Origin of the sequence: Streptomyces sp. NPDC056486, from assembly GCF_042795295.1 — a bacterium.
GTDB lineage: Bacteria > Actinomycetota > Actinomycetes > Streptomycetales > Streptomycetaceae > Streptomyces.
On the sequence record NZ_JBHTSF010000043.1, the window covers coordinates 1 to 26,544 of the forward strand.

General features: G+C 70.5%; 24 protein-coding genes. 8 read left to right on the top strand and 16 right to left on the bottom strand.

The features are described from left to right. Positions 1 to 182: 182 nt before the first annotated feature. Entirely contained in the window at positions 183 to 2,783 is a 2,601-nt protein-coding gene (locus tag ACFQ7F_RS18920; RefSeq protein WP_383271734.1) for a M14 family zinc carboxypeptidase, read from the bottom strand. A 189-nt stretch (positions 2,784 to 2,972) separates the two neighbouring features. Here ACFQ7F_RS18920 and ACFQ7F_RS18925 point away from each other — a divergent pair, with 189 nt between their 5' ends. Further along, positions 2,973 to 3,824, top strand: coding sequence for an EI24 domain-containing protein (locus ACFQ7F_RS18925; RefSeq protein WP_383271736.1), 852 nt, complete (start codon positions 2,973 to 2,975; stop codon positions 3,822 to 3,824). Here the strand turns inward: ACFQ7F_RS18925 and ACFQ7F_RS18930 are convergent. The 3 genes from ACFQ7F_RS18930 to ACFQ7F_RS18940 form a co-directional block, all read right to left on the bottom strand. Further along, positions 3,805 to 5,082 carry a pyroglutamyl peptidase gene (locus ACFQ7F_RS18930; protein WP_383271738.1) on the bottom strand — a complete coding sequence of 426 codons (1,278 nt, stop codon included), beginning with the start codon at positions 5,080 to 5,082 and terminating at the stop codon, positions 3,805 to 3,807. The two genes, ACFQ7F_RS18925 and ACFQ7F_RS18930, sit on opposite strands and share 20 nt — an antisense overlap. Before the next feature lie 63 nt (positions 5,083 to 5,145). Next, positions 5,146 to 6,084 carry an aminoglycoside phosphotransferase family protein gene (locus ACFQ7F_RS18935; RefSeq protein ID WP_383271740.1) on the bottom strand — a complete coding sequence of 313 codons (939 nt, stop codon included), beginning with the start codon at positions 6,082 to 6,084 and terminating at the stop codon, positions 5,146 to 5,148. 100 nt (positions 6,085 to 6,184) lie between these two features. Next, a complete protein-coding gene (locus tag ACFQ7F_RS18940; RefSeq protein ID WP_383271742.1) occupies positions 6,185 to 7,321 on the bottom strand; it encodes an abortive phage infection protein in 1,137 nt (378 codons plus the stop codon). 169 nt (positions 7,322 to 7,490) lie between these two features. Here ACFQ7F_RS18940 and ACFQ7F_RS18945 point away from each other — a divergent pair, with 169 nt between their 5' ends. Both ACFQ7F_RS18945 and ACFQ7F_RS18950 read left to right on the top strand, forming a co-directional pair. Next, positions 7,491 to 8,315: an NAD(P)-dependent oxidoreductase gene (locus tag ACFQ7F_RS18945; protein WP_383271744.1), complete on the top strand. Its 825-nt coding sequence runs from the start codon at positions 7,491 to 7,493 to the stop codon at positions 8,313 to 8,315. Positions 8,316 to 8,402: 87 nt separating this feature from the next. Continuing rightward, a complete protein-coding gene (locus ACFQ7F_RS18950; RefSeq protein ID WP_383271746.1) occupies positions 8,403 to 8,789 on the top strand; it encodes a RidA family protein in 387 nt (128 codons plus the stop codon). On the opposite strand, the gene ACFQ7F_RS18955 is transcribed toward ACFQ7F_RS18950, so the two are convergent. After that, the gene (locus ACFQ7F_RS18955) at positions 8,790 to 9,395 is read right to left on the bottom strand and encodes a TetR/AcrR family transcriptional regulator (protein ID WP_383271748.1); all 606 of its coding nucleotides are present in this window, start codon (positions 9,393 to 9,395) and stop codon (positions 8,790 to 8,792) included. It abuts the gene before it with no gap. A 157-nt stretch (positions 9,396 to 9,552) separates the two neighbouring features. On the opposite strand from ACFQ7F_RS18955, the gene ACFQ7F_RS18960 reads away from it, so the two are divergent. Beyond that, positions 9,553 to 12,015: a glycoside hydrolase family 3 C-terminal domain-containing protein gene (locus tag ACFQ7F_RS18960; protein WP_383271750.1), complete on the top strand. Its 2,463-nt coding sequence runs from the start codon at positions 9,553 to 9,555 to the stop codon at positions 12,013 to 12,015. A 35-nt stretch (positions 12,016 to 12,050) separates the two neighbouring features. Here the strand turns inward: ACFQ7F_RS18960 and ACFQ7F_RS18965 are convergent, their stop codons facing one another. Both ACFQ7F_RS18965 and ACFQ7F_RS18970 read right to left on the bottom strand, forming a co-directional pair. Beyond that, positions 12,051 to 13,043 carry an aldose epimerase family protein gene (locus tag ACFQ7F_RS18965; RefSeq protein WP_383271752.1) on the bottom strand — a complete coding sequence of 331 codons (993 nt, stop codon included), beginning with the start codon at positions 13,041 to 13,043 and terminating at the stop codon, positions 12,051 to 12,053. 72 nt (positions 13,044 to 13,115) lie between these two features. Further along, on the bottom strand, positions 13,116 to 14,024 hold the full coding sequence (locus tag ACFQ7F_RS18970) for an SGNH/GDSL hydrolase family protein (RefSeq protein ID WP_383271754.1): 909 nt from the start codon (positions 14,022 to 14,024) through the stop codon (positions 13,116 to 13,118). A gap of 310 nt (positions 14,025 to 14,334) precedes the next feature. On the opposite strand from ACFQ7F_RS18970, the gene ACFQ7F_RS18975 reads away from it, so the two are divergent. After that, positions 14,335 to 14,829, top strand: coding sequence for a DUF3145 domain-containing protein (locus ACFQ7F_RS18975; RefSeq protein ID WP_361189458.1), 495 nt, complete (start codon positions 14,335 to 14,337; stop codon positions 14,827 to 14,829). 97 nt (positions 14,830 to 14,926) lie between these two features. Here the strand turns inward: ACFQ7F_RS18975 and fabF are convergent, their stop codons facing one another. The 5 genes from fabF to fasR form a co-directional block, all read right to left on the bottom strand. Further along, entirely contained in the window at positions 14,927 to 16,189 is a 1,263-nt protein-coding gene (gene fabF / locus ACFQ7F_RS18980) for a beta-ketoacyl-ACP synthase II (RefSeq protein WP_383271756.1), read from the bottom strand. A 101-nt stretch (positions 16,190 to 16,290) separates the two neighbouring features. Continuing rightward, the gene (locus tag ACFQ7F_RS18985; RefSeq protein ID WP_160504853.1) at positions 16,291 to 16,539 is read right to left on the bottom strand and encodes an acyl carrier protein; all 249 of its coding nucleotides are present in this window, start codon (positions 16,537 to 16,539) and stop codon (positions 16,291 to 16,293) included. A 71-nt stretch (positions 16,540 to 16,610) separates the two neighbouring features. Beyond that, the gene (locus ACFQ7F_RS18990; protein ID WP_383271758.1) at positions 16,611 to 17,612 is read right to left on the bottom strand and encodes a ketoacyl-ACP synthase III; all 1,002 of its coding nucleotides are present in this window, start codon (positions 17,610 to 17,612) and stop codon (positions 16,611 to 16,613) included. A gap of 17 nt (positions 17,613 to 17,629) precedes the next feature. Next, positions 17,630 to 18,577: an ACP S-malonyltransferase gene (locus ACFQ7F_RS18995; RefSeq protein ID WP_383271836.1), complete on the bottom strand. Its 948-nt coding sequence runs from the start codon at positions 18,575 to 18,577 to the stop codon at positions 17,630 to 17,632. An 89-nt stretch (positions 18,578 to 18,666) separates the two neighbouring features. Next, positions 18,667 to 19,806, bottom strand: a complete 1,140-nt coding sequence (gene fasR / locus ACFQ7F_RS19000; RefSeq protein WP_383271838.1) for a fatty acid biosynthesis transcriptional regulator FasR — start codon at positions 19,804 to 19,806, stop codon at positions 18,667 to 18,669. A gap of 185 nt (positions 19,807 to 19,991) precedes the next feature. Here fasR and ACFQ7F_RS19005 point away from each other — a divergent pair, with 185 nt between their 5' ends. Continuing rightward, complete coding sequence (locus tag ACFQ7F_RS19005) at positions 19,992 to 20,657, top strand: pirin family protein (protein WP_383271760.1); 666 nt, start codon at positions 19,992 to 19,994, stop codon at positions 20,655 to 20,657. A 137-nt stretch (positions 20,658 to 20,794) separates the two neighbouring features. Here ACFQ7F_RS19005 and ACFQ7F_RS19010 read toward each other — a convergent pair whose 3' ends face one another. Both ACFQ7F_RS19010 and ACFQ7F_RS19015 read right to left on the bottom strand, forming a co-directional pair. After that, positions 20,795 to 21,610: a serine hydrolase domain-containing protein gene (locus ACFQ7F_RS19010; RefSeq protein ID WP_383271762.1), complete on the bottom strand. Its 816-nt coding sequence runs from the start codon at positions 21,608 to 21,610 to the stop codon at positions 20,795 to 20,797. Between the two features lie 19 nt (positions 21,611 to 21,629). Then, positions 21,630 to 22,124 carry a GNAT family N-acetyltransferase gene (locus ACFQ7F_RS19015; protein ID WP_383271764.1) on the bottom strand — a complete coding sequence of 165 codons (495 nt, stop codon included), beginning with the start codon at positions 22,122 to 22,124 and terminating at the stop codon, positions 21,630 to 21,632. A gap of 133 nt (positions 22,125 to 22,257) precedes the next feature. On the opposite strand from ACFQ7F_RS19015, the gene ACFQ7F_RS19020 reads away from it, so the two are divergent. Next, positions 22,258 to 22,797 (top strand): MerR family transcriptional regulator, encoded by a 540-nt coding sequence (locus tag ACFQ7F_RS19020; protein WP_383271766.1) that lies wholly within the window; start codon positions 22,258 to 22,260, stop codon positions 22,795 to 22,797. Positions 22,798 to 22,970: 173 nt separating this feature from the next. Then, positions 22,971 to 23,912 carry an aldo/keto reductase gene (locus tag ACFQ7F_RS19025; protein ID WP_383271840.1) on the top strand — a complete coding sequence of 314 codons (942 nt, stop codon included), beginning with the start codon at positions 22,971 to 22,973 and terminating at the stop codon, positions 23,910 to 23,912. A 134-nt stretch (positions 23,913 to 24,046) separates the two neighbouring features. On the opposite strand, the gene ACFQ7F_RS19030 is transcribed toward ACFQ7F_RS19025, so the two are convergent. Together ACFQ7F_RS19030 and ACFQ7F_RS19035 are read right to left on the bottom strand one after the other, a co-directional pair. Further along, positions 24,047 to 25,285 carry an acyltransferase gene (locus ACFQ7F_RS19030; RefSeq protein WP_383271768.1) on the bottom strand — a complete coding sequence of 413 codons (1,239 nt, stop codon included), beginning with the start codon at positions 25,283 to 25,285 and terminating at the stop codon, positions 24,047 to 24,049. Then, positions 25,282 to 26,523 carry an alpha/beta hydrolase gene (locus tag ACFQ7F_RS19035; RefSeq protein ID WP_383271770.1) on the bottom strand — a complete coding sequence of 414 codons (1,242 nt, stop codon included), beginning with the start codon at positions 26,521 to 26,523 and terminating at the stop codon, positions 25,282 to 25,284. The genes ACFQ7F_RS19030 and ACFQ7F_RS19035 overlap by 4 nt, the downstream gene beginning before the upstream one ends. Between the last annotated feature and the right edge of the window lie 21 nt (positions 26,524 to 26,544).

The window sequence follows — 26,544 nt, forward strand, 5'->3', positions numbered from 1 at the left end:
GGACCTACCTGGGGCTCCGCCCCAGACCCCGTACAAGATGTCCTCAATCGCCGGACGGGCTGGATCTGTCAGCCGTCCGGCGTTTGAGGACCAGGGTCTGGGGCGGAGCCCCTGCGCGGCGAAGCCGCCAATAGATACAGCCGGGAAGGGGCGGGGTTGGGGAAAGCCCCGCAGGGCCCGCTCTAGCCTCGGCCCACGCTCAGCAACGCCCTCCCCACCTGCGGAAACACCCCCTTGGGGTGGTCCCGGAACAGCGGCTCGGTGCCGAACAGGACCACGCGGGACCCCGCAGCGGCCCCGCTCACCACAGACGCCTGACCCGCGGCGTCAGAGGGCCCACCGGCCCCCTCAACCGCCCGCCAATGCCCCGAAAGCAGCGGATTCCCAGCCCCGTACGACTGCTCGACCCGCACCCCGCTCCCAAGCCCGGTGAACCACATGGGCGAGTACACGAACGAATGCTCCGGCGCACCGCCGGTGACAGGACCGCCGGAGTTGACGACCCGCACCACACCATTGGCGTCCCCGTTACCGGCGACCGCCTTCACGGAAAGCAGCTTCGCGTCGGAGTTCAACGCGGCCCCCTCCGAGCCACGCCCGACAACCCCGCCCCCACCGGCGAGAAACGCGTCGAGCCCGGCCTTGGCCCCGGCGTTCAGCTCGCCGTAGGAGAGCCCGGCCGACACGAACAGCGCGTCCGCACCCGACTTCTTCCAGTCGAACCCGGCGTTGAGGGCATCCGTCGACACCGGCACCACATCGAAGTTCATCTCCCGCAGAGCGAACAGCTCGCCGGGAGTGACGGCCGCCGCAACCCGCGTGGGGTGCACGAAAGGACCGCCCTTCACCTTGGTGGCGTCAAAGGCGACGTCGTACTTCTTCGCAGCGGCGACCGCCGCATCCCGTGCCGAAGACGGCAGGATCACGCTTCCGTCGTCAGCCCGACGCACGGAAGTCCCGCGTGCGAGCAGCCAGTTGAGAGCCGCGACCTCCCGCGCGTCATCGAGCCGCAGCCGAAGAGCCCCGCGCGAAGCGACATGCCCGACCCGCGACGCGGAGTCCACGACGCCCGACCGCACACCGGACAGCGAGCCGCCCTTCACCGGGTCCACCGTCGCGCCCCACAACCGCCCGAGGCTCCACCCCGAGATGTCGTACATGGTGGACACCTTGTCGCTGATGTCGCGCCCGTCGGCGAGCATCACATTGGCGAGCCCACGCTTGGGCTGACGCATGTCGATGACGTACGAACCCTCGGCGTACGAAGTCCCGCCGAGCCTGAAGTCCCGCGACGCCCTGCGGACTTCCACGTCGTTGTCGAGCAGATGCTCCACGAGCCGCGAGGCGGCCGCCGCCGAGCGCTGGCCGCGCTCGCCCTTCTCCTTGCCCCGCGGAATCACGTACGCACGGGGAAAGTCGGTCGTGTAGACGTCCTCCGGGCCGATGCCCGGCACCCCGGGCACGGTCTCCGGCGAGACCGGCACCTGCGCCGCACCCGTCGCGCCCCGACGGAACGTCTCGATCTGGTCGGCGATCACCGAAGTCCGGTGCTCCTGCGTGTACTTGAGCGTCGCCGACATCGCCGCGCCCGCGATGTTCACGTTGATCGCGGACCGCCGCCGCAGCTCGGGCACCGACAGATCGTCGTACTCGTCGTTGTTGACGGTCATCGGGAACTCGATGGTGTGCGCGGCGACCGCGCCGTGGAACGGCATGTACTGCGGGGTGAAGATCGGCGGCCAGTCGTCCCAGCCCTCCTCCTGGTCACGGAAGGGAATGATCGCCGGTTCGACGCCGTCCTTCTCGGGGGTGTAGCCGAGGCCGTTGACCGCGGCCTCCATGCCGAGGGCGTTGGCGTAGGAGTTCTTCAGGAAGAGGTCGTACTCGTAGTTCTCGCCGTGCGGGGGAGTCGTCGGCTCGATCAGCGTGCCGTTGACGTACCCGTGCAGATCGATCATGACCGCGGGCTGCTTGTCGATGGCGATCTGCCGCATCGCGCGGACCTCGGGCTGCGACGCGGTGATGAAGTCGCGGTTGAGGTCGAAGCCGTTGGCGTTCTCGCGCGTGCCCGCGATACGGCCGTCGGGGTTGGCCGTGACGTTGAAGTAGAGCCGGTTGTGCGCGAGCAGGTCCTTCGTCTTGCCGTCCTTGGCCTTCGCGAGCTTCTCGACGAGCTTCAGGGCCGCGTCCGTGCCCTCCCACTCGTTGCCGTGGATGTTGTTGTTGATGAAGACCGGCGTCTTGTACGAGGACTTGACCGCCGGATCCTTGGCTGCGGTGCCGGGCGCGTTCTCGATGAGGTCGCGCATCCGCTCCTGGCGGGCGGTCTCCTTGGCGGACTCGGGAGAGGTGACGGTCACCAGGTAGAGCTGGTGCCCGCCTGCCGAACGGCCCGCGATCTCCACGCTGACGCGGTCGCCGATGCCCTGGATGTCATTCAGCTTCGGGGCGATGGAGTGGTAGGGGGACAGGCCCAGCTTTATCGACTTGTCGGCCGGATTAGCGGGAGGCGGAGTGAGCTTCTGCTCGCGGGGATAGCCGCGGCCCTTGCCGCTCCTGAGGCCGGGGCTCTCGGCGGCTCCCAGTGCGCGGTCGGCGGCGCTCTCCGGGGTCTTGGCGGCCCGTTCGGTGCTGCTGAGGGGCGAACCCTCGCGGAGGATGTCGCGCCCGCCCGGACTCGGGTCGGCGGTCGCGCTGCCGGGTGCGAGCGTGGTGAAGAGGAGAGCGCCCGCCGAGGCGAGGGTGGTGAGCAGAACAGGTCTGGACGGCCGGGGCATCCCCATACGTACCTCCTGAAGAGAGCTGATAGAGAGCTGATAGAGAACTGAAAAGAACTGAAGCGAAGCCGGAGAGAAGTCAGTACGCGTGGTCTACCGTTTCAACCCCCGCGCAACAAGAGGGCCTTCGGCCCCATGAGTCCCCCGCGAATCCCGTGGCCCGCAGGGCTGCGACCGGCGGATAGGCTGTGTCGCATGCGTGATCTGGGACGAGGCTTCGGCTACTTGATGAAGGGCCAGCGCTGGGTCGCCCAGCACGGCAAGCAGTACGGAGTCGGTCTGCTGCCAGGCCTGATCACCCTGCTTCTCTACGCGGCCGCGCTCGTCGCGCTCGCCCTGTGGGGCACTGATTTCGTCGGCTGGGCGACGCCCTTCGCCGACGACTGGTCGTCGCCGTGGCTCGGCCTGTTCCGCGGCTTCCTCACGGCGCTGCTCTTCGCGCTCGCGCTCCTCCTCTCGGTGATCACCTTCACGGCCGTGACGCTCCTGGTGGGCCAGCCCTTCTACGAGTCGCTGTCGGAGAAGGTCGACATCTCCGTCGCCGGGCACGCCCCCGAGTCGGGCCTGCCGCTCTGGCGCGAACTGTGGATCTCCGCACGCGACAGCCTCCGTATCGTCGTACGTGCCGTGATCTGGGGCATCCTGCTCTTCGCCCTCGGCTTCATCCCGGTCGTCGGCCAGACCGTGGTCCCGGTGATCGGCTTCTGTGTGACGGGCTTCTTCCTGACCGAGGAGCTGACCGCGGTGGCGCTGCAGCGCCGGGGCGTCGAACTCCGCGACCGGCTCGCGCTGCTGCGCGGCCGAAAGCAGCTGGTGTGGGGCTTCGGCACCCCGCTCGCCGTGGCCTTCCTCGTCCCGTTCGTCGCCGTGTTCCTGATGCCGGGGGCGGTCGCGGGGGCCACGCTGATGGCGCGGGAACTGGCGGGCGAAAACGCCTCGGACGACCCCGACGACCCCGACGGCCCTGAAGACCCGCAGGGACCGGCCGGTTCAGCCGGTTCGGCCGGTCCCGATGGCCAGATGTCCGCTACTGGCGGGCGTCCATAGCGGTCGTCAGGATCTGCCGAACCTGCGCGATGATGTCGAGTCGGTTGCGCACGAACTCGGGATCGGTGATCTCACCCGTGGCCGGGTCCGTATTGCCCGCCCCGAACTGCAGGATCGGCGTGTGCACATGGCCGCCGGGCAGCCGGTCGTGCAGCCCGAGCCGGTCGCGAAGGAGCGTCGCCCGGTAGGCGATCTCGTTCGACAGGTAGTTGCCGCCGCCGCCCTCGCGGGCCGTGGAACCCGCGGTGGGCCCGTCGGGACGCACCACCGGAGCGCTCTGGCCCGCCGGGACCTCGGTCACCGAGGTGTTGTCGTACACGGGGAAGCGGCCCGTCTCGGCGCTCACGATGTCCTTGTACGGGAGCGTCGTGGACGTCCACTGCGGCTGCGAGGCCGGATCGGCCACCGGGACCGTCTCCGTGCGCGAGAGGTTCTCGTTGTCGGGGAACCCGCCCCGCCAGGCCCCGTTGGTCCGCTCGATGTCGAAGCGTCCCGCGCGGCCCTGGCTGATGGTGGTGAAGAGGTCGACGCGGGGGAGGTGGGCGCGCAGCGTGCGCTCGACCGTGCCTTCCGCGAAGTCATCCCAGCGGACGGGGAAGACGGCGGTCTCCACGCGGGCTGGCCCGTCGGCGGTGTCGATGACGGTGCCGTCGAGCGCGAGGGCGGTGGCGCCGGACGGGTTGCTGATGCGGACGTCCCGGTCGAGCGTGAAGGGGTCGAAGCCGGTGACGAGGACGCGCTTGAGGTGGTGGCCCGCCGAGTCCTTCTTCGGGTAGCTGATGGAGTTGTGCCCGCGGGACGCGTCCTCAAGGGCCCGTATGAGAAGCCGCTGCCGTGCCTCGCCCACCCCGAAGCGGGTCGGCTCCCACTGGCGCAGCTCCCGGGTCATCCCGAGCCGGGCCCAGTACAGCGGCCGGTCGTCGTCCCTGCTCAGCTCACCGGCGGGACCCCGCCCCTGCGCCCGGTCGACGGCACGCCGCCACAGCGCCTCTCCCTGCCGTACGACGATGCGCTTGGCCTCCGCGTACGAGTGGGCGCGATCCAGGGCCCGCGCGAACTCCGGCGCCACGGCGTCGAATCCGCTGCGGCGCAGGATCTCCTGCGGCGCGGCCCGGTCGAGGCGCTGCTCCTCCGTGGTGGCGTCCGATGCGGTGGCGGCCGGTTCGGTGGCGGCCGACGCGGGCACGGCGGCGAGGGAGAGCAGGAGGGTGACGCCGAGCGCGGCGAGCCGCGGGGAGACGTTGGACGAGAGTGACACGGGAGTCCTTCCGTGGCTGGTGGGAGTGGTGGCCGCAGTATCCCGGCAGAAGGGCGGCGCCCGCTAGCGTTTCAGCCCGGCATGATCGGCAAGCCGGGCCTGAGCGGCAAGCCGGGCATGATCGGCAAGAACCTCGTCGATCACATGGCGTGCGATCTTCGCGATGGTGGCGTTCCTCGTCCGGTAGTAGGGCAGCTCGATGAGCGCGATCGAAAGGGCCCAGCCGCGCCCTCGCGCCCATGTCGCGTCGTCGACGCCCGTGGCGGCGCGGAAGGTCTCCCGCGCGTCGGCCGTGAGCAGGCTCCACGCGGTGATCAGGTCGACGGCGGGTTCGCCGTGCCCCAGGCACCCGAAGTCGATGACGGCGCTGAGCCGTCCGTCGGCGGTGAGGAGATTCCCCGGTTGCAGATCGGCGTGGACCCAGACGGGCGGCCCGTCCCATCGGGGCGCGCACAGGGCGGCGTCCCAGGCGGCGGTGGCGGCATCGGTGTCGATGACGCCGTGGAGCTGCGCGATCGCCTCGCGGGTGTCGGCGGCACGGGACGCGAGCGGCCCGCTGCGGTACGCGGCAGGCGCGCCGGCCGGATCGACGCGCTGCAGGGCCATGACGAACTCCGCCAGATCGGCGGCGAACAGGCCGGGTTCGACCATTTCCCCGACGACCGGGTTCTCCCCCTCCAGCCAGCGGTAGACGTACCAGGGCCACGGGAAGCCCTCGCCCGGCTCGCCCTGCCCCAGCGGCGCGGGGATGGCGACGGGAAGCGAGGGCGCGAGCCGCGGCAGATGAAGCACCTCGCGCCGTACGTCGTCGACGCCCCCCTCGATACGCGGGAGCCGGACGGCCATGTCGTCGCCGAGGCGGTAGATGGCGTTGACGGTGCCGTTCGAGTCGACGGGCTCGACGGCGAGGTGCGCCCAGTCGGGGAACTGCGCGGCGAGCAGCCGGCGTACGAGCGGCGTGTCGATGTCGGCTTCGTGGGCGTGCATCTTGGCAGGCGGCATGGGCGACTTCCGGGATGGCGGGGGAGCGGGGGCCGACGCTGATCGAAGCTGGCCGGGGGCGGCGGGTCAACCCAATTGGGTGCCTTCGACGGCGGCACCGTCATGAACGCCGAGCAGCGCGCCCATAGTGCTGGGCCACCGCGTGGAACGACTCCTTCGGCTCCCAGTGCCAGCGGCCGGACGGGCCGCCACCGTCCTGGATCGGCTTCACGAGACTGTAGCTCGCCATGTCGAGGTCGTACCGCGTCTCGGCGCGGTGCGGGGCGTCCGGGGTGACGAAGTTGTAGAGCGTCGCCGAGTAGAGGTTCAGCGACTCGAAGGCGTCCAGTACGTCGGTGATGTACGTCGCCTGGGTCCGCTCGCTGCGGACGAGCCCGTCCTTGATCTCGGGCGGCTCCTTGGTGTAGTCGACGACGTCCCACCCCATGCCGCCCTGCTCCGGCGCGCCCCGGAACGTACATGTGCCGAACTCGGTGATCGCCACCGGCTTTCCCCAGCGCTTGTAGGGCTTGAGGTCGCGGACGTAGCCGGACCGACTGCCGTGGTAGCCGTAGTAGTTGACGCTCACGATGTCGAACAGACCCCAGTCGACCTCGTCGCCGTCCGCCGCCCCGTACGTCAGCCTGCCGCCGAAGACGGACCTGCCGACCGCCGCCGCACGGCCGATGAACCGCTTCAGGCGCCGCTGCATCAGAACAGGGTCGTAGTTCCCCTTGATGATGTTCTCGATCCGCTCCACCGCGTTGTCGCCGGGCACGATCCCCGGCACGAACAGCACGAACTCGCAGCCCACACTGAGGTGGACCGCCGCGCCCTGCCGCCGCAGCCGCTCGGCGTGCCGGCCCGTCTCCGCGAGGTGGTCGAGGATCTCCCGCTCGGGGCGGTCGGCCAGGCGCGGCTGGAGCCAGACGTGCAACCCGCGTTCGGCGGCCTCCGTCGCGGTGGCGCCCAGCCGCCGTACGCCGTCGCCGAAGACGGAGACGGTGGTGGCGTGCAGCCGGTCCTGGATCGCGCACAGGTCCGCGCGCATGCGGCCCGCGTTCCAGCCGGTCGTGGGTGTCTCCCCCTCGGCGACCTCGTAACAGACGCCTCGATACGTGAGTCCGCCCGCTCCGGGGCCGGTTGCCGCGGCCGGTGCCGCCGCGGTCAGCAGACCCCCCGCTGCCGCCGCGACGCCCACGGCCCCCGCCCCTGCCAGAAACTGCCCCCGGCTGATCCCGGTCCCGTCACTCCGCACGGTGCCTCCGTGTGTCCGCCCGTACGGTGCGTACGGTGGGCCAAGTCTGGCCAGCGACGCCGCGGAGCCGAGAGGGCCGTTGGTCTACGCCGCGGGCGACCTTGGTAGTGCCGCGCCGTCCCCGCGAGGCGACTTGAGTAGCCCGCGGCGCCGCTCTAGCGTCGGGCCCATGGAGAAGATCGCGTTTCTGGGACTGGGGCACATGGGCGCACCGATGGCCCGCCAACTCCTCTCGGCAGGACATCCGTTGACGGTATGGAACCGGACGGCCGAGAAGGCGGAGCCACTGGTGGGGGCGGGCGCCCGGCTCGCCGTCGACCCCGCGGACGCCGTGCGTGACGCCGATGTCGTCATCACCATGCTGGCGGGCCCCGACGCGGTGCGTGCCGTCGCCGACGCCATCGTGCCCGAGCTGCGGGCGGGGGTCCACTGGGTGGAGATGTCCACCGTCGGGCCCGATGTCGTACGGGAGTTGGGGACGAGGGTGCCGGACGGCGTGACCCTCGTCGACGCGCCCGTCATGGGGAGCACGGACAAGGCCTCTTCGGGGCAGCTCGGCATTCTCGCGGGCGGTGACGCGGACGGGGTCGCGCAGATTCTCGCCTGCTTCGGCCCGGTGACCCGCACGGGTCCGCTCGGTTCGGGGGCCGCGCTGAAGGTCGTCGTCAACACCGCCGTCATCGGCGGTGTGGCCCTCGTGGCCGAGGCGATGAAGCTGGCGGACGCGCTGGGGCTCGACGAGGAGACGGCCAAGGAGGCGCTCGCCAAGGGGCCGCTCGGGGGCGCCGTGGGGCGCGCCTTTGCCACGGACGTGCACTTCGGCAGCGACCTCGCCGTGAAGGACGTGGCACTCGCGACGGAGGTGACTCAACTACCGGCCATAGAGGCGGTGTTGGAACACTTCAAGGCCGCCGCCGCGGACCCGGAGGTCGTCCACGAGGACATCGCGCGGGCAGTCGCCCACATCCGTTCCGGGAACGTCAAACCGTCGTAGCCGTGCCATACCCGCACCCGCACCCGCACCCGCACCCGCACCCGCACCCGCACCCGCACCCGCACCCCAGGAGGAGCAGCCCGCACCATGCACATAACCATCGACAACCCAGCGTCGGCCCCGCAGCCCCTCGGCCCCTACTCCCAGGTCGCCCGCGTCGAACTGGACGGCGGGGGAGCCCTGTTGTACCTCTCGGGGCAGATCGCCGAAGGCGACAGCATCGCGGCGCAGAGCCACGGGATCTTCGAGACCCTGTCCGCCCTGCTCGATGCCCACGGCGCGACACTCGACGACGTCATCAACATCCGGACGTATCTGACGGACATCGGCGACCTCCCCGAATACGCCGCCGTACGCGCCCGGTTCCTCACCGCGACGTCGCCCACCAGTACGACGGTCGAGGTGCCCCGGCTCTTCCGCCCTGAGGCGCTCATCGAGATCGAGGTCGTGGCGGCCGTCCGGGCCGACGCCTGATCACTCGCTGCCGTTGTCGCTTTCGCCGCCGCTTTCGCCGCCGATCAGCCCCAGGAAATCCCTGAACGCCCCCGCCATGTCCACCGATTCGGGGTCCAGGAGCCACTGGTACTGGAGCCCGTCCATCACCGCGACGAGCAGCGGCGCCGCAGCCTCCGGAGTGAGGCCGCCGGGCAGGCGCTCCCCGTACTCCACGCGCAGGACCGCCGCGAACTTCTCCCGCACCGATCCGTACCGCTCGGTGAAGTACGCCCGTGCCGGATGCCCGTCCGTGACGCTCTCGCCGAGCAGCGCGGAGAAGGTCTGGATGATGCCGGGGCGCATCGCGTTGTACTCCACGAGCGAGCCGAGCAGGTCGAGGCGGATCTCGTTCGACGGGACCGCGTCCCACTGGTCGCGGGCTTCAAGGACGGCGACGAGGAGGGCGTCCTTCGTGGGGAAGTAGTGCAGGAGGCCCTGCTGGGTCAGTCCGACCCGCTCGGCCACGGCACCCAGGCTCGCACCCCGGTAGCCGCGCTCGGCGATCACCTCGAAGGCGGCCCGCAGGATCTCCGCACGCCGCTCCTCACTTCTGGCCCTGATCGTGGCCTTGGCTTTGGGCGCCATCGTGTCTGCCCTTCACGTTCTCGGTCCTGCTCGCGGGACGACCGTACGTCATGCCACCATCAATATAACGTCCAGGTTACGAAAACTACCTACCTACAGGTAGGCGAGGCAGGATGGAGGGAACGTACGGAACGGACTTCAACGAGGAGGTACCGCCATGGCGGAAAACCAGGGCCCCGGAGCCGCACCGGCCGACCAGGCCGATCGGGCGCGCGAGGCGGTCGTGGAGGCCGCGCTCGCCGCGCTGGATCTGGATGCCAAGGCCCGGCTGCTCGGCGGGCGTGACATGTGGTCGCTGCACGCGCTGCCCGAGATCGGCCTGGCGTCCCTGGTGATGTCGGACGGACCGATCGGCGTGCGCGGCACCCGCTGGACCGCCGACGACCCCTCCATCGCCCTGCCGTCCCCGACCGCGCTAGCCGCCGCCTGGGACCAGGACCTCGCCCGCCGCGCGGGCACCCTCCTCGCTCAGGAGGCCCGCCGCAAGGGCGTCCACGTCCTCCTCGCGCCCACCGTCAATCTGCACCGCTCGCCGCTCGGCGGCCGGCACTTCGAGGCGTACAGCGAAGACCCGTATCTGACCGGCGTCATCGGCACCGGCTATGTCCAGGGCGTGCAGTCCGGCGGCGTCGGCACGACCGTCAAGCACTTCGTCGCGAACGACGCCGAGACCGACCGCTTCACCGTCGACAACAAGGTGGGTGCGCGCGCCCTGCGCGAGCTGTACCTCGCACCCTTCGACGCGATCGTCGCCAACGCCCACCCCTGGGGCATCATGACCGCGTACAACCAGGTCAACGGCTCGACGATGACCGAGCACCGCTACCTGGTCAACGAGGTCCTGCGCGGGGAGTGGGGCTTCGACGGCTACAACGTCTCCGACTGGATGGCCGCACGCTCGACCACCGGCGCCATCGAGGGCGGCCTCGACGTCGCCATGCCGGGACCGCGGACCGTGTACGGCGACGCGCTCGCCGAGGCGGTGCGCGGCGGCCAGGTCAAGGAGTCGACGGTCGACGAGGCCGTACGCAACGTCCTGCGTCTGGCCGCCCGCGTCGGCATCCTCGAAGGCGCCGAGCCCGTCGTCACCGACGTGCCCGCCGAGATCGACGGCGATGCGCTCGCCCGCGAGATCGCCCGCCGCGCCTTCGTCCTCGTGCGCAACGAGAACGAGACGCTGCCGCTGAATCCCACCGCCTCCGTCGCCCTCATCGGCGCCGCGGCGCGCGACGCCCGCGTCCTGGGCGGCGGCTCCGCCACCGTCTTCCCCGCACATGTGGTCTCCCCGCTCGACGGTCTGACGGCCGCGCTCGGCGACGACGCCCTGACGTACGCCGTCGGCGCCGACCCGAGCGATGAACTCGCCCCCGCCGACAAGGGGTTCGAGCTGCGCGCCATCTGCCGCGACGCGCACGGCGACGTCCTGGGGGAGGGCAACCTCCCCTCCGGCCAGGTCCAGTGGATCGGCAACGACCTGCCCGAAGGCGTCACCCACGAGACGATGGCCTCCATCGAGGTCGTCGGCACGTTCACGCCGCGCGTGAGCGGCGAGCACTCCTTCGGCACGCGCGGTCTCGGCGCCTTCACGCTGACCGTCGGCGGCGAGGTCGTCTTCGACGGGTCCGAGGTGATGGGCCCCGAGTCCGACCCCTTCGAGGCGTTCTTCGGCTCACCGGTCGAGCGCGCCAAGGTAGGTCTGACGAAGGGCGAGACGGTCGAGGTTTCCCTGCTCCACCCGCTCGACAAGGAGTACGCGGCCCCGCTGCCCGGCGTCGTGTTCTCCTTCGTGCACCTGGAGCCGCAGCGGGACGCCGACGAGCTGATCGCGGAGGCCGTCGATGCGGCACGCGGCGCCGACACCGCCGTCGTGGTCGTCGCCACCACCGAGCGCGTCGAGTCCGAGGGCTTCGACCGCAAGGATCTGCGGCTCCCGGGCCGCCAGGACGACCTCGTACGCGCGGTGGCCGCGGCCAATCCCCGTACGGTCGTGATCGTGAACTCCGGCTCCCCGGTGGAGCTTCCGTGGCGCAAGGACGTCGCGGCCGTGCTGCTCGGCTGGTTCCCCGGGCAGGAGGGCGGCGCCGCGCTCGCCGATGTGCTGCTCGGCGCCGAGGAGCCCGGCGGGCGGCTGCCCACGACGTGGGGCGCCTTCGCGGACGCGCCGGTCACCAAGGTCACCCCGGCCGATGGTGAACTAGCCTACACCGAGGGCGTGTTCATCGGCTACCGCGCCTGGGAGAGGGCGGGCACCACCCCTGCGTACGCCTTCGGCCACGGCCTCGGCTACACCGACTGGACCTACGAGTCCCTCACCCTGGAAGGCACGACGGCCACGATCCGCGTCCGCAACTCCGGCCGCCGCGCGGGCCGCGAGGTCGTCCAGGTCTACCTCGCCCCGGTCGCGAACGACGGTGACCGCCCGGCCCGTTGGCTCGCAGGCTTCACGGGCGTCGAGGCAGCGCCCGGCGAGAGCGCGGAGGCACGGATCGAACTCCCGCGCCGCGCCTTCGAGACGTGGGACGAGACCACCAACTCCTGGACGTACAGGTCTGGTTCGTACGAGATCCAGGTGGGCCGCTCGATCGCCGACCGCCGCTTGAGCGAGACGATCGCCGTCTGACGTAGGCCGGTCGCGCCAGGCGTAGGCCAACCGCCCTAGCGGACCGAGAAGCCGTAAACCGTCTCCGACCTGTACACCCCACCCGGCCGCAGCACCGTGCTCGGAAAGTCCGGCCGGTTGGGGGAGTCGGGGAAGTGCTGCGTCTCCAGGGCGACACCGTCACCGGGCGCGAACGGCAGCGGCTCCTCGAAGTGGTCCCCCGTGTACAGCTGGAGGCCGGGCTCCGTCGTCGCGACACTCAGCACGCGCCCGGACGCCGGGTCGCTCAGCTCCGCCACCTCGACCGGCCGCTCGGTGATCCCCTTGTCGAGCACGTAGTTGTGGTCGATCCCGTCCCCGACCTTCCGCGCCGTCCGGAAGTCGAACCGCGTCCCGCCGACGTCCGCGTACACCCCCGTGGGGATCTGCGTCTCGTCCGTCGGCGTCATGCGCGCCGCGTCGATCCGCAGCTCGTGCCCGCCGGCGCCGCCGCTCCCCGGCACGGCCCCGGCGAGGTTCCAGTACGTGTGGTTGGTGAGGTTCACGACCGTCGGGGCGTCGGTCGTCGCCTCGTACGCGATCCGCAGCTCACCCGTCTCGCCCAGCGTGTACGTCACGGACAGCGCGAGCCGCCCGGGATACCCCTCCTCGCCGTCCGGGCTCACCCGGGTGAGCCGCACCCCGTGCCCGACCTCCGTGGCCTCCCACACCCGCTTGTCGAAACCGGCCCTGCCGCCGTGCAGCGCGTTGGGATCGTTGTTCCGCGCCAGGCTGTACGTACGGCCGTCGAGGGCGAACTCACCGCCCGCGATCCGGTTCGCGTACCGGCCCACCAGCGCACCGAAGTACGGCCCGGGGTGGTCGAGATAGCCCTGAAGGTCGTCGAAGCCGAGGGCCACAGGATCGAGGCGCCCCGAGCGGTCAGGAACTTCCGCCGACTGCATGATCCCGCCGTACGTCAGGACGCGTACCCGCACTCCACCCCTTTCCAGGATCCAGCGATGGACGGGCGTGCCGTCGGGGAGAGCCCCGAAGAGTTCACTGCGCATGATCGCGACCCTACGCCGGGTTGCCGCACCCGCGGCCCTCGGGATCCTCGGCCCTTTCGGCCCCCGGGACCCTCAGCCCTCGGGGTTCTTGGCCTTCACCTGCCGGTAGGCCAACTCGGCAAGGCGCGACTGGCCGTCCTTGCTGGGGTGGAACCAGTCCCAGTGGCTCAACTGGTCGCCGTCGAAGCGGTAGTCGAAGACGGCCCCGCCGTCGTACCGGCAGCGCAGGTCCTTCGCGCACACGTCCTTGAGCACCTCGTTGTACGCGACCACGCGGCTCTGCACCGTGTCACGCCGCTCCGTCGCCGCCGCGTCCCGGGCGTCCGGATCCGCCAGCATCGAGGAGCAGATGCCGAGCTTCCAGATCTGCTTGCCCAGCGGGTTGGCGCGCCCCTTCGACCAGAGCCGCTTCAGATCCGGCACGGAAGTGACGTACACCTGGGTCTTGGGAAGCTCGCGCCGCAGCGCGCGCATCGCCTTCTCGAAGTCGGCGCGGAACTCGGCGACCGGGGTCATGGAATCCGCCGAGGGGCGGCAGGCGTCGTTCGCGCCCGCCATCACCGTGATCAGCTCGGGGCGCTTGAGCGCGGCCTGCTCGACCTGCCCGGTGAGATCTTCCATACGGGCGCCGGTCTTCGCGTAGTTCCAGCTGTTCCCCGCGGCCCGCTCCTTGCCGAGCAGGCGGGTCGCGAGGCTGCGCACCTCGGAGTCCGTGCCGGTCGCCCAGGACGCCTCGGGGCAGTCGGCGAGCACCGAGCAGGCGTCGAAGCCGCGGGTGATGGAGTCGCCGACGGCCGCCAGGGAGTTCGGGCTCGCGTCCCACGTAGGGGTGGGCTTGGGGGAGGGCTTGTCGGCCGATGGTCCCTTGGGTGCCGGGGAGTCGCCGCCGGACGCGTCACACGCGGTGACCGCGGTGGCGCCGAGAAGAACCGCCGTCGCTATGGCGACGGCGGCGCGTGGGCGATACCTTCGGTTCCGCATCCCCAGGTCCCCTCTGTCGTAGGCCGATCCGTTGTCACGATCAGTGTCCTAGGCCGACCGCGCCGTTTCGACGCACCTGCGAGTGAATGGTGGGTGATTCCTGACCTCGGTACCGACGGTACGTCACACTCCTTGCGCCGCCGCACGGTAGCCTCGCCACCCAGTGGCACCCCGCTCTTTCGGTTCCGCTAAATTACATCACGTCACATCTGTCCCGTTTTTGGGAGTTTCCCGAAGGCGGGGCCACAACGCTCGGCACGGGCGCGAGGCCGCTGGGGAAGGCGAACCTCGACCCACACTGGAGGTCCCGGTGACGACACGTGGAGTTCTGTACGTGCACTCCGCACCGCGCGCGCTGTGCCCGCACGTCGAATGGGCAGTCGCGGGCGTACTCGGCGCGCGCGTCAACCTCGACTGGATCAGGCAGCCCGCGGCGCCCGGCAGCTGGAGATCGGAGTTCTCCTGGCGCGGCCCGGTGGGCACCGCGTCCAAACTCGCGTCCGCCCTGCGCGGCTGGCAGCTGCTGCGCTTCGAAGTCACCTCCGAGCCGTGCCCCACGGCCGAGGGCGAGCGGTACAGCGCCACGCCCGAACTCGGGATCTTCCACGCGGTCACCGGTATCCACGGCGACATCCTGATCCCGGAGGACCGTCTGCGGGCCGCCCTGGCCCGCTCCAAGGGCGGCGAGAGCGACCTGGAGGCCGAGCTTGCCAAGCTGCTCGGCAAGCCCTGGGACGACGAGCTGGAGCCTTTCCGGTACGCGGGCGAGGGCGCGCCGGTGCGGTGGCTGCACCAGGTCGTCTGACGCTCGTCCGAAGCTTCCGACGCACGCACGAAGGGCCCCCACCATCCGGTGGGGGCCCTTCGTCACGTATACGTCGTCACGTACGCGGCTGACGTGCTCAGACGCTCCTGAACGCGAGCACCACGTTGTGGCCGCCGAAGCCGAACGAGTCGTTCAGGGCCGCGATCGTGCCCTCGGGCAGCACGCGGGCCTCGTCACGGATGACGTCCGCGTCGACCTCCGGGTCGAGGTTCTCGATGTTGATCGTCGGCGGGGCGATGCGGTTCTTCAGCGCGAGGACCGTGGCCACGGTCTCCACGCCGCCCGCGCCACCGAGCAGGTGACCCGTCATCGACTTCGTGCTGGAGATCGCCATGTGGTCGACGTCGTGGCCGAACGCCTTGCGCAGCGCCTTGATCTCGGCGACGTCACCCTGCGGCGTCGAGGTCGCGTGCGCGTTCACGTACACGATCTCGGCGGGCTTGAGGTCCGTGCCGTCGACGAGGTTCTGCAGCGCCGCCGCGATGCCGTTGCCGGAAGGCTCGGGCTGCGTGATGTGGTGGGCGTCGGCCGAGATGCCCTGGCCGACGGCCTCCGCGTAGATCTTCGCGCCGCGGGCCTTGGCGTGCTCCTCGGACTCGAGGACGATCACGCCGGCACCCTCGCCGAGCACGAAGCCGTTGCGGTCGACGTCGTAGGGGCGCGAGGCGCCCGCCGGGTCGTCGTTGTTCTTGGACATCGCCATCATGTTGCCGAACGCGACGATCGGCAGCGGGTGGATCGCCGCCTCCGTGCCACCCGCGACGACGACGTCGGCGCGGCCGGTGCGGATCATCTCGATCGCGTAGCCGATGGCCTCGGCGCCCGATGCGCACGCCGAGACGGGGGTGTGGACGCCCGCGTGGGCGCCCAGCTCGATGCCGACGTTGGCCGACGGGGAGTTGGGCATCAGCATCGGCACGGTGTGCGGGGAGACGCGGCGTACGCCCTTCTCCTTGAGCACGTCGTACTGGTCGAGCAGGGTGGTCACGCCGCCGATGCCGGAGGCGATGACCGCGCCGAGGCGGTCGGGGTCCACGGAAGGGTCCTCGCCCGCCTTCGCGGTGTAACCCGCGTCGGCCCAGGCCTCCCTGGCCGCGATCAGCGCGAACTGCGCCGAACGGTCCAGCTTGCGGGCCTGCGGGCGCGGAATGACCTCGCCCGGCTCGACCGCGATCTGCCCCGCGATACGGACCGGAAGTTCGGCAGCCCAGTCCTGCTCGAGAAGACGGACACCGGAACGGCCCGCGAGCAGGCCCTCCCAGGTCGAGGCTGCGTCGCCACCCAGCGGTGTGGTTGCGCCGATACCGGTGACGACCACGGTGCGATTGGTCGGGTTCACAGGAAAATTCTCCACGGTGTTGAGGGGATCAGCGGCGCCACCGCCGGGTGGCGACAGCAGAGCAGCCTTGTCAGGCCGGGTGCTTCAGCAGAGAGGCCTGATCAGGCCTGGTGCTTGAGGATGTAGCTGGTCGCGTCGCCGACCGTCTTGAGGTTCTTGACGTCGTCGTCCGGGATCTTGACGTCGAAGCGCTCTTCGGCGGCGACGACGACCTCGACCATGGACAGCGAGTCGACGTCCAGGTCGTCGGTGAAGGACTTGTCCAGCTGGACGTCCTCGACCGGGATGCCGGCGATCTCGTTCACGATCTCCGCGAGACCGGCGACGATCTCTTCCTGAGTGGCGGCCATGTTGGCGCTCCTTCTATGTATCCAGAGGGTGTGGCGGCATCTGTACGGACCGGATGATCCGGACGTGATGCCTAGGGGAGGGTAACGACCGTGGCGGCGTACACGAGACCCGCCCCGAAGCCGATGACGAGCGCGGTGTCGCCGCTCTTCGCCTCGCCGGTCGCCAGAAGCCGCTCCATCGCGAGCGGAATCGAGGCTGCCGACGTGTTGCCGGTGGTGCGCACGTCACGGGCGACCGTGACGTGTTCCGGCAGTTTCAGAGTCTTCACCATCGAGTCGATGATCCGCTCGTTGGCCTGGTGCGGAATGAAGACATCCAGGTCGTCCGCGGTGATCCCGGCCGCGTCCAGCGCCTGCTGTGCGACCTTCGCCATCTCGAACACGGCCCAGCGGAAAACCGCCTGGCCCTCCTGCGTAATGGCAGGGAACTTGGCGGGAGAGCCCTTGCGGTACGCCTCCCAGGACTCGGTCTGCTTGATCGTCTCGGACTTGTCGCCCTCCGAACCCCAGACCGTCGGGCCGATCTGCGGCTCCTTGGAGGGGCCGACGATCACCGCGCCCGCGCCGTCACCGAACAGGAAGGCCGTCGCGCGGTCCTCGAGGTCGGTCAGGTCGCTCAGCCGCTCGACGCCGATGACCAGGACGTACTCGGCGGAACCCTCGACGATCATGCCCTTGGCGAGCGTCAGGCCGTAGCCGAAGCCCGCGCAGCCCGCGGAGATGTCGAACGCGGCGGGCTTGCCCGCGCCGATCTTGTCCGCGATCTCGGTCGCGATGGCCGGGGTCTGCTTGAAGTGCGAGACGGTCGAGACGACGACCGCGCCGATCTGCTCCGGCGTGATGCCCGCGTCGGCGATCGCCTTGCCGGAGGCCTCGACGGACATCGCGGCCACGGTCTCCTCGTCGGAGGCCCAGTGGCGGGTCGCGATGCCGGAGCGGGAGCGGATCCACTCGTCGGACGAGTCGATCGTCTCGAGGATCACCTCGTTGGGCACGACACGGGTCGGGCGGTAGCCGCCGACACCCATGATGCGCGCGAACGGGGCGCCCTTACTGGGCTTGATCTTCGACATGCTCTCCTGGCTCCTTCTCAGGCACCCGCCGCGTCGGCGGCGGATGCGGTGTCGGCGATGAGCGCAGATGCGGCGTCGAGGTCGTCCGGTGTCTTCAGGGCCACCGTCCGCACGCCGGGCATGGCGCGCTTGGCGAGACCGGTCAGCGTGCCACCAGGGCACAGCTCGATCATCGCCGTGGCACCCAGTTCCTTGAACGTCTCCATGCACAGGTCCCAGCGCACCGGGTTGGCCACCTGGCCGACCAGGCGGGACACGACGTCCGAGCCGGTCGTGACGGCCTGACCGTCACGGTTCGACACGTACGTCAGCTGGGGGTCGGCCGGGTCGAGGGCCTTGGCGGCCTCTTCGAGCGTGGCGACCGCGGGAGCCATGTGGTGCGTGTGGAAGGCGCCCGCGACCTTCAGCGGCACGACGCGGCGCACCCCTTCGGGCTTGTCATCGACGAGCGCGGCGATCTGCTCCGCGGTGCCCGCGGCGACGATCTGTCCGGCGCCGTTCACGTTCGCCGGCGTCAGGCCGAGCTTCTCCAGGTGCGCGATGGTGACCTCGGGGTCGCCGCCGAGCAGCGCCGCCATGCCGGTCTCCGTGATCGCCGCGGCGTCGGCCATGGCCAGACCCCGCTTGCGGACGAGACGGAGCGCGGCGTCGTCGCCGAGCACACCTGCGTACGCGGCTGCGGTGATCTCGCCGACGCTGTGTCCCGCGACCGCGCCGGGCTTGTTCGCGCGCAGTGCGTCACCGAGTGCCTCGGCGGCGAGCAGACCGGCGGCCACAAGGAGGGGCTGGGCCACGGCGGTGTCGCGGATCGCGTCCGCGTCGGCCTGCGTGCCGTAGTGGGCGAGGTCGAGCCCGATGGCGTCCGACCACGCGCCGATGCGGTCGGCCGCGCCGGGGAGATCGAGCCAGGGGGTCAGGAAGCCGGGCGTCTGGGCGCCTTGGCCGGGAGCGACGAGTACGAGCACACTCACACTCTCTCTTGTGGACGGCAGGAGCCGCCCGTGAGGACAGGGACGAAGAACGGCTGGGGGAATTGTAGGGGTCCGACAAAGTCCTACGACTGGAGATCGCCGTCGGCCAGACGCCCCAGGATCAGCGCGATCCGCAGCGTGAATGCGGAGCGCACGTCCGACGGCGACCAACCGGTGACGTCTGTCACACGTCGCAGCCGGTAGCGCACGGTGTTGGGGTGCACAAAGAGCATCCGGGCGGCACCTTCAAGACTGCTGGCCTGTTCCAGATAGACGCTGAGAGTCTCCAGAAGTGCGGAGCCTGCTTCCTCCAGTGGTCTGTAGATCTCCTCCACCAACTGCTCGCGCGCGGCGGGATCGCTCGCGATCGCGCGTTCCGGCAGGAGATCGTCCGCGAGGACAGGGCGCGGGGCGTCCTGCCAGGCGGCACAGGCCTTGAGCCCGGCGGCGGCGGCCTGCGCGGACCGGGTGGCGGCGAGCAGGTCGGGAACGATGGGTCCGGCGACGACGGGCCCGGCCGCGTAAGGGCCGATCAGGCTCTTGGCGACCTGCAGAGGATTGTCGCTGCCGCCCGCGATGACGACAAGACGGTCGCCGAGCACACCGGTGAGGACCTGCAGCTTGGCGTGCCGTGCGGCGCGGCGGATGGCTTCGACGGTGAGCTCGCTGTCGCCGTCGGGCGCGGTGCCCAGGACGACGCAGACGTGCTCGGGGGAGTTCCAGCCGAGCGCTGCGGCCCTGCTCACCGCCCCCTCGTCGGCTTCCCCGGAGAGCACGGCGTTCACGACGAGCGACTCCAGGCGGGCATCCCAGGCACCGCGTGCCTCGGCGGCCTGCGCATAGACCTGCGCGGTGGCGAAGGCGATCTCGCGGGCGTACACGAGGAGCGCCTCACGGAGGATGGACTCATCCCCCGGGGCCGCGACCTCGTCGATCGCCGACTCCATCACCTCGATCGTCGTACGCACCATCTCGACGGTCTGGCGCAGGGTGATCGCCCTGGTCAGCTCGCGCGGGGCGGTGCCGAAGACGTCGGTGGAGATGGCCTGGGGGGCGTCGGGATGACGGAACCACTCGGTGAAGGCGGCGATGCCGGCCTGCGCCACCAGGCCGATCCATGAGCGGTTCTCCGGGGGCATCGCCCGGTACCAGGACAGCGTCTCGTCCATGCGCGCGATGGCCTGCGCCGCGAGGCTGCCGGATGACTGTTCGAGGCGCTTCAGCGTGGCTGAGTGCGCGTGAGCCTTCCGGTGCGCGTCCTGACGGGCGGCTTCCTCGTGGCGCGCGGCTTCCTCGTGGGCTGCCTGCTGGGCGTCCGGGCGGGCTTCGTTCGCAGAGGGTTCGGGCACGGGGACAAGACTGCCTTATCGGGACGGGGGTGTGCGGTGCCGGGTCTAACGTGGGGTGTGTGATTGATGTACGGCGCTCCGGCGATCGGTACCGCGGCGGGGAGCCCGGCACCGGTATCGAGACTTTCCACGCCTTCTCCTTCGGGCCGCACTACGACCCGGACAACCTGCGTTTCGGCGCCATCCTGGCCTGCAACGAAGAGCGTCTTGCACCCGGCGCGGGCTTCGACGAACACCCGCACAGCCACACCGAGATCGTGACCTGGGTGGCGGAGGGCGAACTGACCCACCGCGACTCGACCGGGCACGCGTCGGTCGTGCGCGCCGGGGACGTCCAGCACCTGAGCGCGGCGGGCGGCGTCCGCCATGTGGAACGCAACGACGCCGAGACCCCCTTGGTCTTCGTCCAGATGTGGCTCTCTCCCCTGACGCCCGGCGGCGACCCGGCCTACGAGGTGGTCCACGGCATCGCGGACTCCACCCCCTACGCGGTCCCCGCGGCAGGAGCGCTCCTCCACGTCCGACGGCTCGGCGCGAACGAGCGCACCGCGATCCCGGACGCACCCTTGGCGTACGTCCACGTGGTGCGGGGTGAAGTGCGCCTGGGCGGTGAGGAGCTGCGGCCCGGGGACGCGGCCCGGATCACGGAGGCGAAGAACTTGGAGGCGGTGGCCGCGGCCACGGCCGGGGCGGAGCTGCTGGTGTGGGAGATGGCGGGGGGCTGACGCGGCAGCACCCCCACTCTCGCCGGGCCGCGAAAACGCTCCTTGCGGCAACGGCGGTGCGGGGCAACAGCTCAAGAGCGGACCCCTGGTTCGAGAGCGGACCCCTCAAGCCCGGGCCCGCACAGCGCAAGCGCCCCTCAGAGCTCGGCAAGCACCGCGTCGGTGAACGGAGGCCACGCCTCAGCGGCCCACGGCCCGAACGGCCGATCCGCCAGAGCGACACACGCCGCCCCCGCATCGGGATCGACCCAGAGGAACGTGCCGGCCTGACCGAAGTGCCCGAACGTCCGGGGCGAGGACGAACTCCCCGTCCAGTGCGGCGACTTGGAGTCCCGAATCTCGAACCCGAGCCCCCAGTCGTTGGGGCTCTGATGCCCGTATCCGGGAAGCACACCCTTCAGCCCCGGATACGCCACCGACATGGCCTCGGCCACCGTCCGCGGATCGAGCAGCCGCGGCCCCTGCACCTCGGCGGCGAACTTCACCAGGTCATCAACGGTGGACACCCCGTCCTTGGCGGGCGACGCGTCCCCGTCGAGCGAGGTGGCGTCCATCCCCAACGGCTCGAGCACGGCCTGCCGCAGATACTCCCCGAAGGGAATGTCCGTCGCCTTGGCGACATGATCCCCGAGAACCTCGAACCCCGCGTTCGAGTAGAGCCGCCGCGTCCCGGCAGGCGCCATCACGCGATGCTCGTCGAACGCAAGACCACTGGTGTGCGCAAGGAGATGCCGCACGGTCGACCCCTCGGGTCCCGCGGGCTCATCGAGCTCGATGGCCCCCTCCTCGTACGCCACGAGGACCGCGTACGCCGCCAGCGGTTTGGTGACCGAAGCGAGGGCGAAACGGTGCCCGGTGGGTCCGTGCGCCCCGACGACCGTGCCGTCCGCGCGAACGACGGCGGCGGCAGCGGTGGGGACCGGCCAGTTCTCGATCAACGCCAGGCTCTGCATGTGTACGAGCCTATGCGCCCTACAGCTTCAACCGCATCGAGGGGTCGGGCTTGCGCACGAAGCCGAGCGAGGCGTACAACGGCTCCGCGTCGGCCGACGCATTGAGATCGACACTTCCCGCACCACGCTCCCGGAACCAGTCGAGGAGCACCTCCATGCAGGCCCGTGCATGCCCACGCCGCCGCTGATCCGGGTCGGTGGCGACGCTGAACACATGGCCGATGATGCCCCGCGGATTGCCCGCACGCCCGATGCGGTACTCCAGCGTCCCCACCACCAGCGCCGCCAGCTTCCCGGGGTGATCGGTCCTGTCGATGACGAAGGCGGCGAAGTCGCCCTTCGCATCGGCCAGTTTGTCCCGCACGACGGCAAGGGACTCAACCTGCCATCCGGTGTCGGACCCGTGGGCGGAAGCGCTGGCCGAACCGGTGCCGAACACCGAGTCGATCATCACCTGGCGCAGCCTGATCAGTTCCTCGGCATCATCCGGCGTAGCGCGGCGCACAACACTCATGATCGACACCGTAGTCACCACCCGAAGCGGTGTCCTCCAATTTTCCGATGGTTTGATTCCGTCGCATATTTCCTCCCGCATTTCCCCCGGTTCTGCTTGCCTAGAGCGCACTCCAAGGTTTTAGCGTGGGGGCATGACGGTGATGGAGACCGAGACCACCCGCACACCGCGCCCCGAGCAGGGCGTGACCGAAGCGACCCCCGGCACCGCCGAGAGCACCGACGGCGCCGGCGGCACCGCGACCAAGGCGGACGCCTGCGCCTCGGCACCCACCACGCACCCCCGCACGAACGGCCGGGACCACTACACGATCAGCGAAGTCGTCGCCTTCATCGGCCTGACCGCGCACACCCTGCGCTGGTACGAGCGAATCGGCCTGATGCCCCACATAGACCGCTCCCACACGGGCCAGCGCCGCTACCGCAACCGCGATCTGGACTGGCTCACCTTCGTCGGCAAACTCCGCCTGACCGGCATGCCGGTGGCGGACATGGTCCGCTACGCCGAGCTGGTGCGCGAGGGCGAGCACACCTTCACCGAGCGCCACGAACTCCTCGAGCAGACCCGCCGTGACGTCCGCACCCGCATCACGGAGCTCCAGGACACGCTCTCCGTACTCGACTACAAGATCAACTTTTACGCTGACGCCCGCCCGGCGTCGGAGAGGCTCTGAGACTGATGACCGCAGAGACGCCCGATAGGCCCGCGACACCCGAGACGGCTGCGAAGCCCGAGACGACCGAGACGACCGGGGCGACCGGCACCGCGGGCAGGACTCCCGACCCCATCGCGAAGGTGCGGCTCGGGACAAGTGGCCCCGAAGTCGGCGTCCAGGGACTCGGCTGTATGGGCATGAGCTTCGCCTACGGCCCCACCGACGCGCAGGAGGCCCGAGCGACCCTGGAGCGAGCCCTCGAACTGGGCGTCACCCTCTACGACACCGCCGACGCCTACGCCTCCGGTGAGAACGAGAAGTTCCTCTCTCCCTTCGTCAGGGCACACCGCGACGAGGTGGTCATCGCCACCAAGTTCGCCCTGGCCATCGACCCGAACGACTCGACCAAGCGGATCATCAACAACGACCCCGCGTACATCCGCGCCTGCGTCGACGCCAGCCTCCAGCGCCTCGGCGTGGACGTCATCGACCTCTACTACATGCACCGCCGCGACCCGAAGGTGCCGATCGAGGAGACGGTCGGCGTGATGGCCGAGCTGGTCGCCGCGGGCAAGGTCAAGCACCTGGGCCTCAGCGAGGTCACAGGACCCGAACTCCGTGCCGCCCACGCCGTCCATCCCATCGCCGCCCTCCAGTCGGAGTGGTCGCTCTTCAGCCGTGACATCGAGCAGGGCGTGGTTCCCGTCGCCGCCGAACTCGGCGTCGCCCTCGTCCCCTACTCTCCGCTCGGCCGCGGCTTCCTCACTGGCTCCTTCGTCAGCGCCGAAAAGGAACTCGGCGAGGACGACTTCCGGCGCCAGCAGCCCCGCTTCACGGGCGACAACGCCGCCACCAACGCGGCCCTCCTCGAACCCGTCCGCACCGTCGCCGCCGCCCACGGCGCGAGCCTCGGCCAGGTCGCCCTCGCCTGGGTTCAACAGCAGGCCCAGGCCCACGGCCTTGCGGTCGTCCCGATCCCCGGCACCCGCAAGCGCACCCGCGTCGAGGAGAACACCGGGGCCACCCGCCTCGAACTCAGCTCCTCCGAACTCGCCCAGCTGAACTTCATCGCCGCCCAGGTCGAAGGCGATCGCTACGCCGACATGACCTCGACTTCGGCGGGCCGCGAGTAACGAGCCGCCGGCTGCTCCGCCGGGTGGGGCCCGTGTCACAGCGGCCCCCACCCGGCGAGGCTCCTGTCGAGCAGGCCCCTTCGAGCAGGTCCCTTCGGGCAGGGCTGCGGGGTCCCGCCGCATGGTCCAGCTGTTCACGCCAGGCCCAGTGCGAAGACCGCGAACCCGGCCGCCAGGAGCCCGGCGAGTGCCCGGCGCGCATGCGTGGCGCGCTCCCACGGTGCCTCGAAGCCGCGGGCATAGCGGCCTATGAGCAGCAGGAGCGCTCCGAAGACCGGAAGCCAGGCGACCCGGGCCGCTATCCAGCCCCAGGTGTCCGGACCCGCCGTCAAACCTGGCACCGTGCCGCCGAGGAACGAGCCGGGCACGGCCGCTGCGAGCATCGCCGTCTGATGCCAGCACAGGATCGTCATCGCCGACAGGTTGATCACGACGACCGGCGCCCACAGGGCGGGCCTGCGCAGCAGCTTGCCGATGCGCTCGCGCAACAGGATCGCCGCACCGCTCTGCGCGGCTGCCAGTGCCAGAACCAGCAGCGACGGGGGATGTGAATTCGTCCGGGCCTCACCCGGGACGCCGACCATCGACGCCGGATAGTGGAAGACGAGCAGCAGAGCGGCGAAGAGGGCGGTCCCTCCGACGAACAGCAGCCACGCACCGCGCCTGCCCAGCTTCTTCTCGCCCCAGCTGACGCCCAGTTGATAGGCGAACATCCAGCCGGGCAGCAGATTCAGCAGGCTCAGCCAGGACGGCATGGCGTCCCCGAAGGAGCCGTAGCGCAGGAAGTCGACGACGGCCACCGAGCCGAGCAGGGGAGCCGCGGCCCAGGCGCCGAACCGCTCTGCTGCCCTGATGCACCATGGGGTGAGCGCTGTGATGACCGCATAGATCCCGACGAACCACAGCGGCTGTATCACCAGCGTGGACCCTGTGCGCAGGGTCGTTCCCGGCACTCCCATCACGTAAAGCACCGGGATCAGAGCGGCCCAGACGGCCGTCACCCCGAGGACCGGGCGCCCCAGACGTGCCACCCGCCCGCGAAGCCAGCGTCTTGTCGACTCGCCGCGCGCCGCCGCCCGGCGATACGACAGGACGGAGGCATAGCCGCCGACCAGGAAGAAGATCCCGAGCATCTGCAGCACCCAGCTGAGCGGCGCGAAGAATCCGAACGAAGCCAGCGGGCTTGCGTTGTGCAGCGCGCCGCCCGCATCGAGGGTGAATCCGCCGAGCAGCCAGTGCCCGGTCGGCACGGCGAGCAGGGCGAGCGCACGCAGCCCGTCTATGGCGCGGTCACGATGTGCGGGTGTCTTGGCGTCGATCGCCGACGCGGTCCTGCGCAGCTTGTGCAGGGTGGTCGGCGGGGTGAGGTTCATGGCCGCTCTCCGATGAGGCGGGCGTCGGCGGCAGATGCGCTTCCGCCGGTGCGGATGCCGGTGCCGGTGCTGTGGTCCGATGTGCTGATGGGGGCAGTGGTCGGCGCAGCGATGGCGGCGAAGGCCTGGAGGGAATCCGTCCCGGGGGCGAAGTAGCCGGTGTGGCCCTCGGCTCGCTCCGCGGGAACACGTCGGGCGCCGAATCCCGGGTCGGCCGGGTCCTCGCCGTGGCCGAGGCCGAACAGCTCGACGTTCGGCACGTCACCGATCCAGTCGCTGTCGTCCTTGGCGGCCCAGACGCGGGCGGAGGTGTGCAGATCGGCCACGCTGTCCGCACGCATGCCGGGGGAGCCGAGCACCACCAGGTCGGACGCCGTCAGCTGTGGAGCCGCCAGGCCGCACACCACCGAGCCGTAGCTGTGGCAGAACACGGCGGGGCGTGGCGTACCGGATGCCGACAGGCCCTGCACGAACCGCGCGAGCCGGGGAGCGCCGGCCTCCGCGAGGCGTCCCGTCGCGGCGTCGGGGCCCAGGCCGACCGGAGTGGTGTACCCGACCCAGGCGATCACGGCCGTGCCGTCGCCCGCGGCGGCGTGCAGGGAGCGCGCCATCCCGGCCGGTGTGCCGTACTCGTCCTTCGAGCGGTCGAAGGTGCTCATATCCATGTCGGAGCCCGGCACGACGACGGATACATGCTTGGCGCTCGCCAAGTCCCCGTAAACCTGGGCGACTTGACCTCGGCCACGCGGGTCGAAGGCGAGTATCTGTCGACCTGGGCTGAGGAGTTCTCCGTAACGCGCGGCCAGGGACCGGGCCTGCGCGTGGTCCTGCGAGGTGAGGCTCGGGTCGCTCTCGCGGTGCTGCTCGCGGGTGCGTTGGGCTTTCAGGGAAAGGGAGTTGGCCTCATACCGCAGAGAGATCGGGGCGCCGTCCAGATTGCCGACGACCGAGGGGTGCCGCGTGGCCAGCCTGTGCTGCTGCGCCTCGCTCAGCGAGCCGAAGAACGCGGCGACTCGGGCGGGGGCCGTGGCCGCGGGATCCGGCAGCCGACCCCCCCACGAACGGTCCGCGCGCCATGCCTGTGTGCCCGGCGGGGGGCCCGTGACCGGCTGCTGCTCATTGCCGACGGCCCAGCCGGTCGTGCCGGCTGCGATCGTCGTCGTGAGTGCCGCTGCGATCAGCGTCCGCCTGCCGCGGGATTTCCAGCTCCCGCGGGCTTTCCAAGAACGAAGGCGCATGGCCCGTATCCCTCCCCGTCT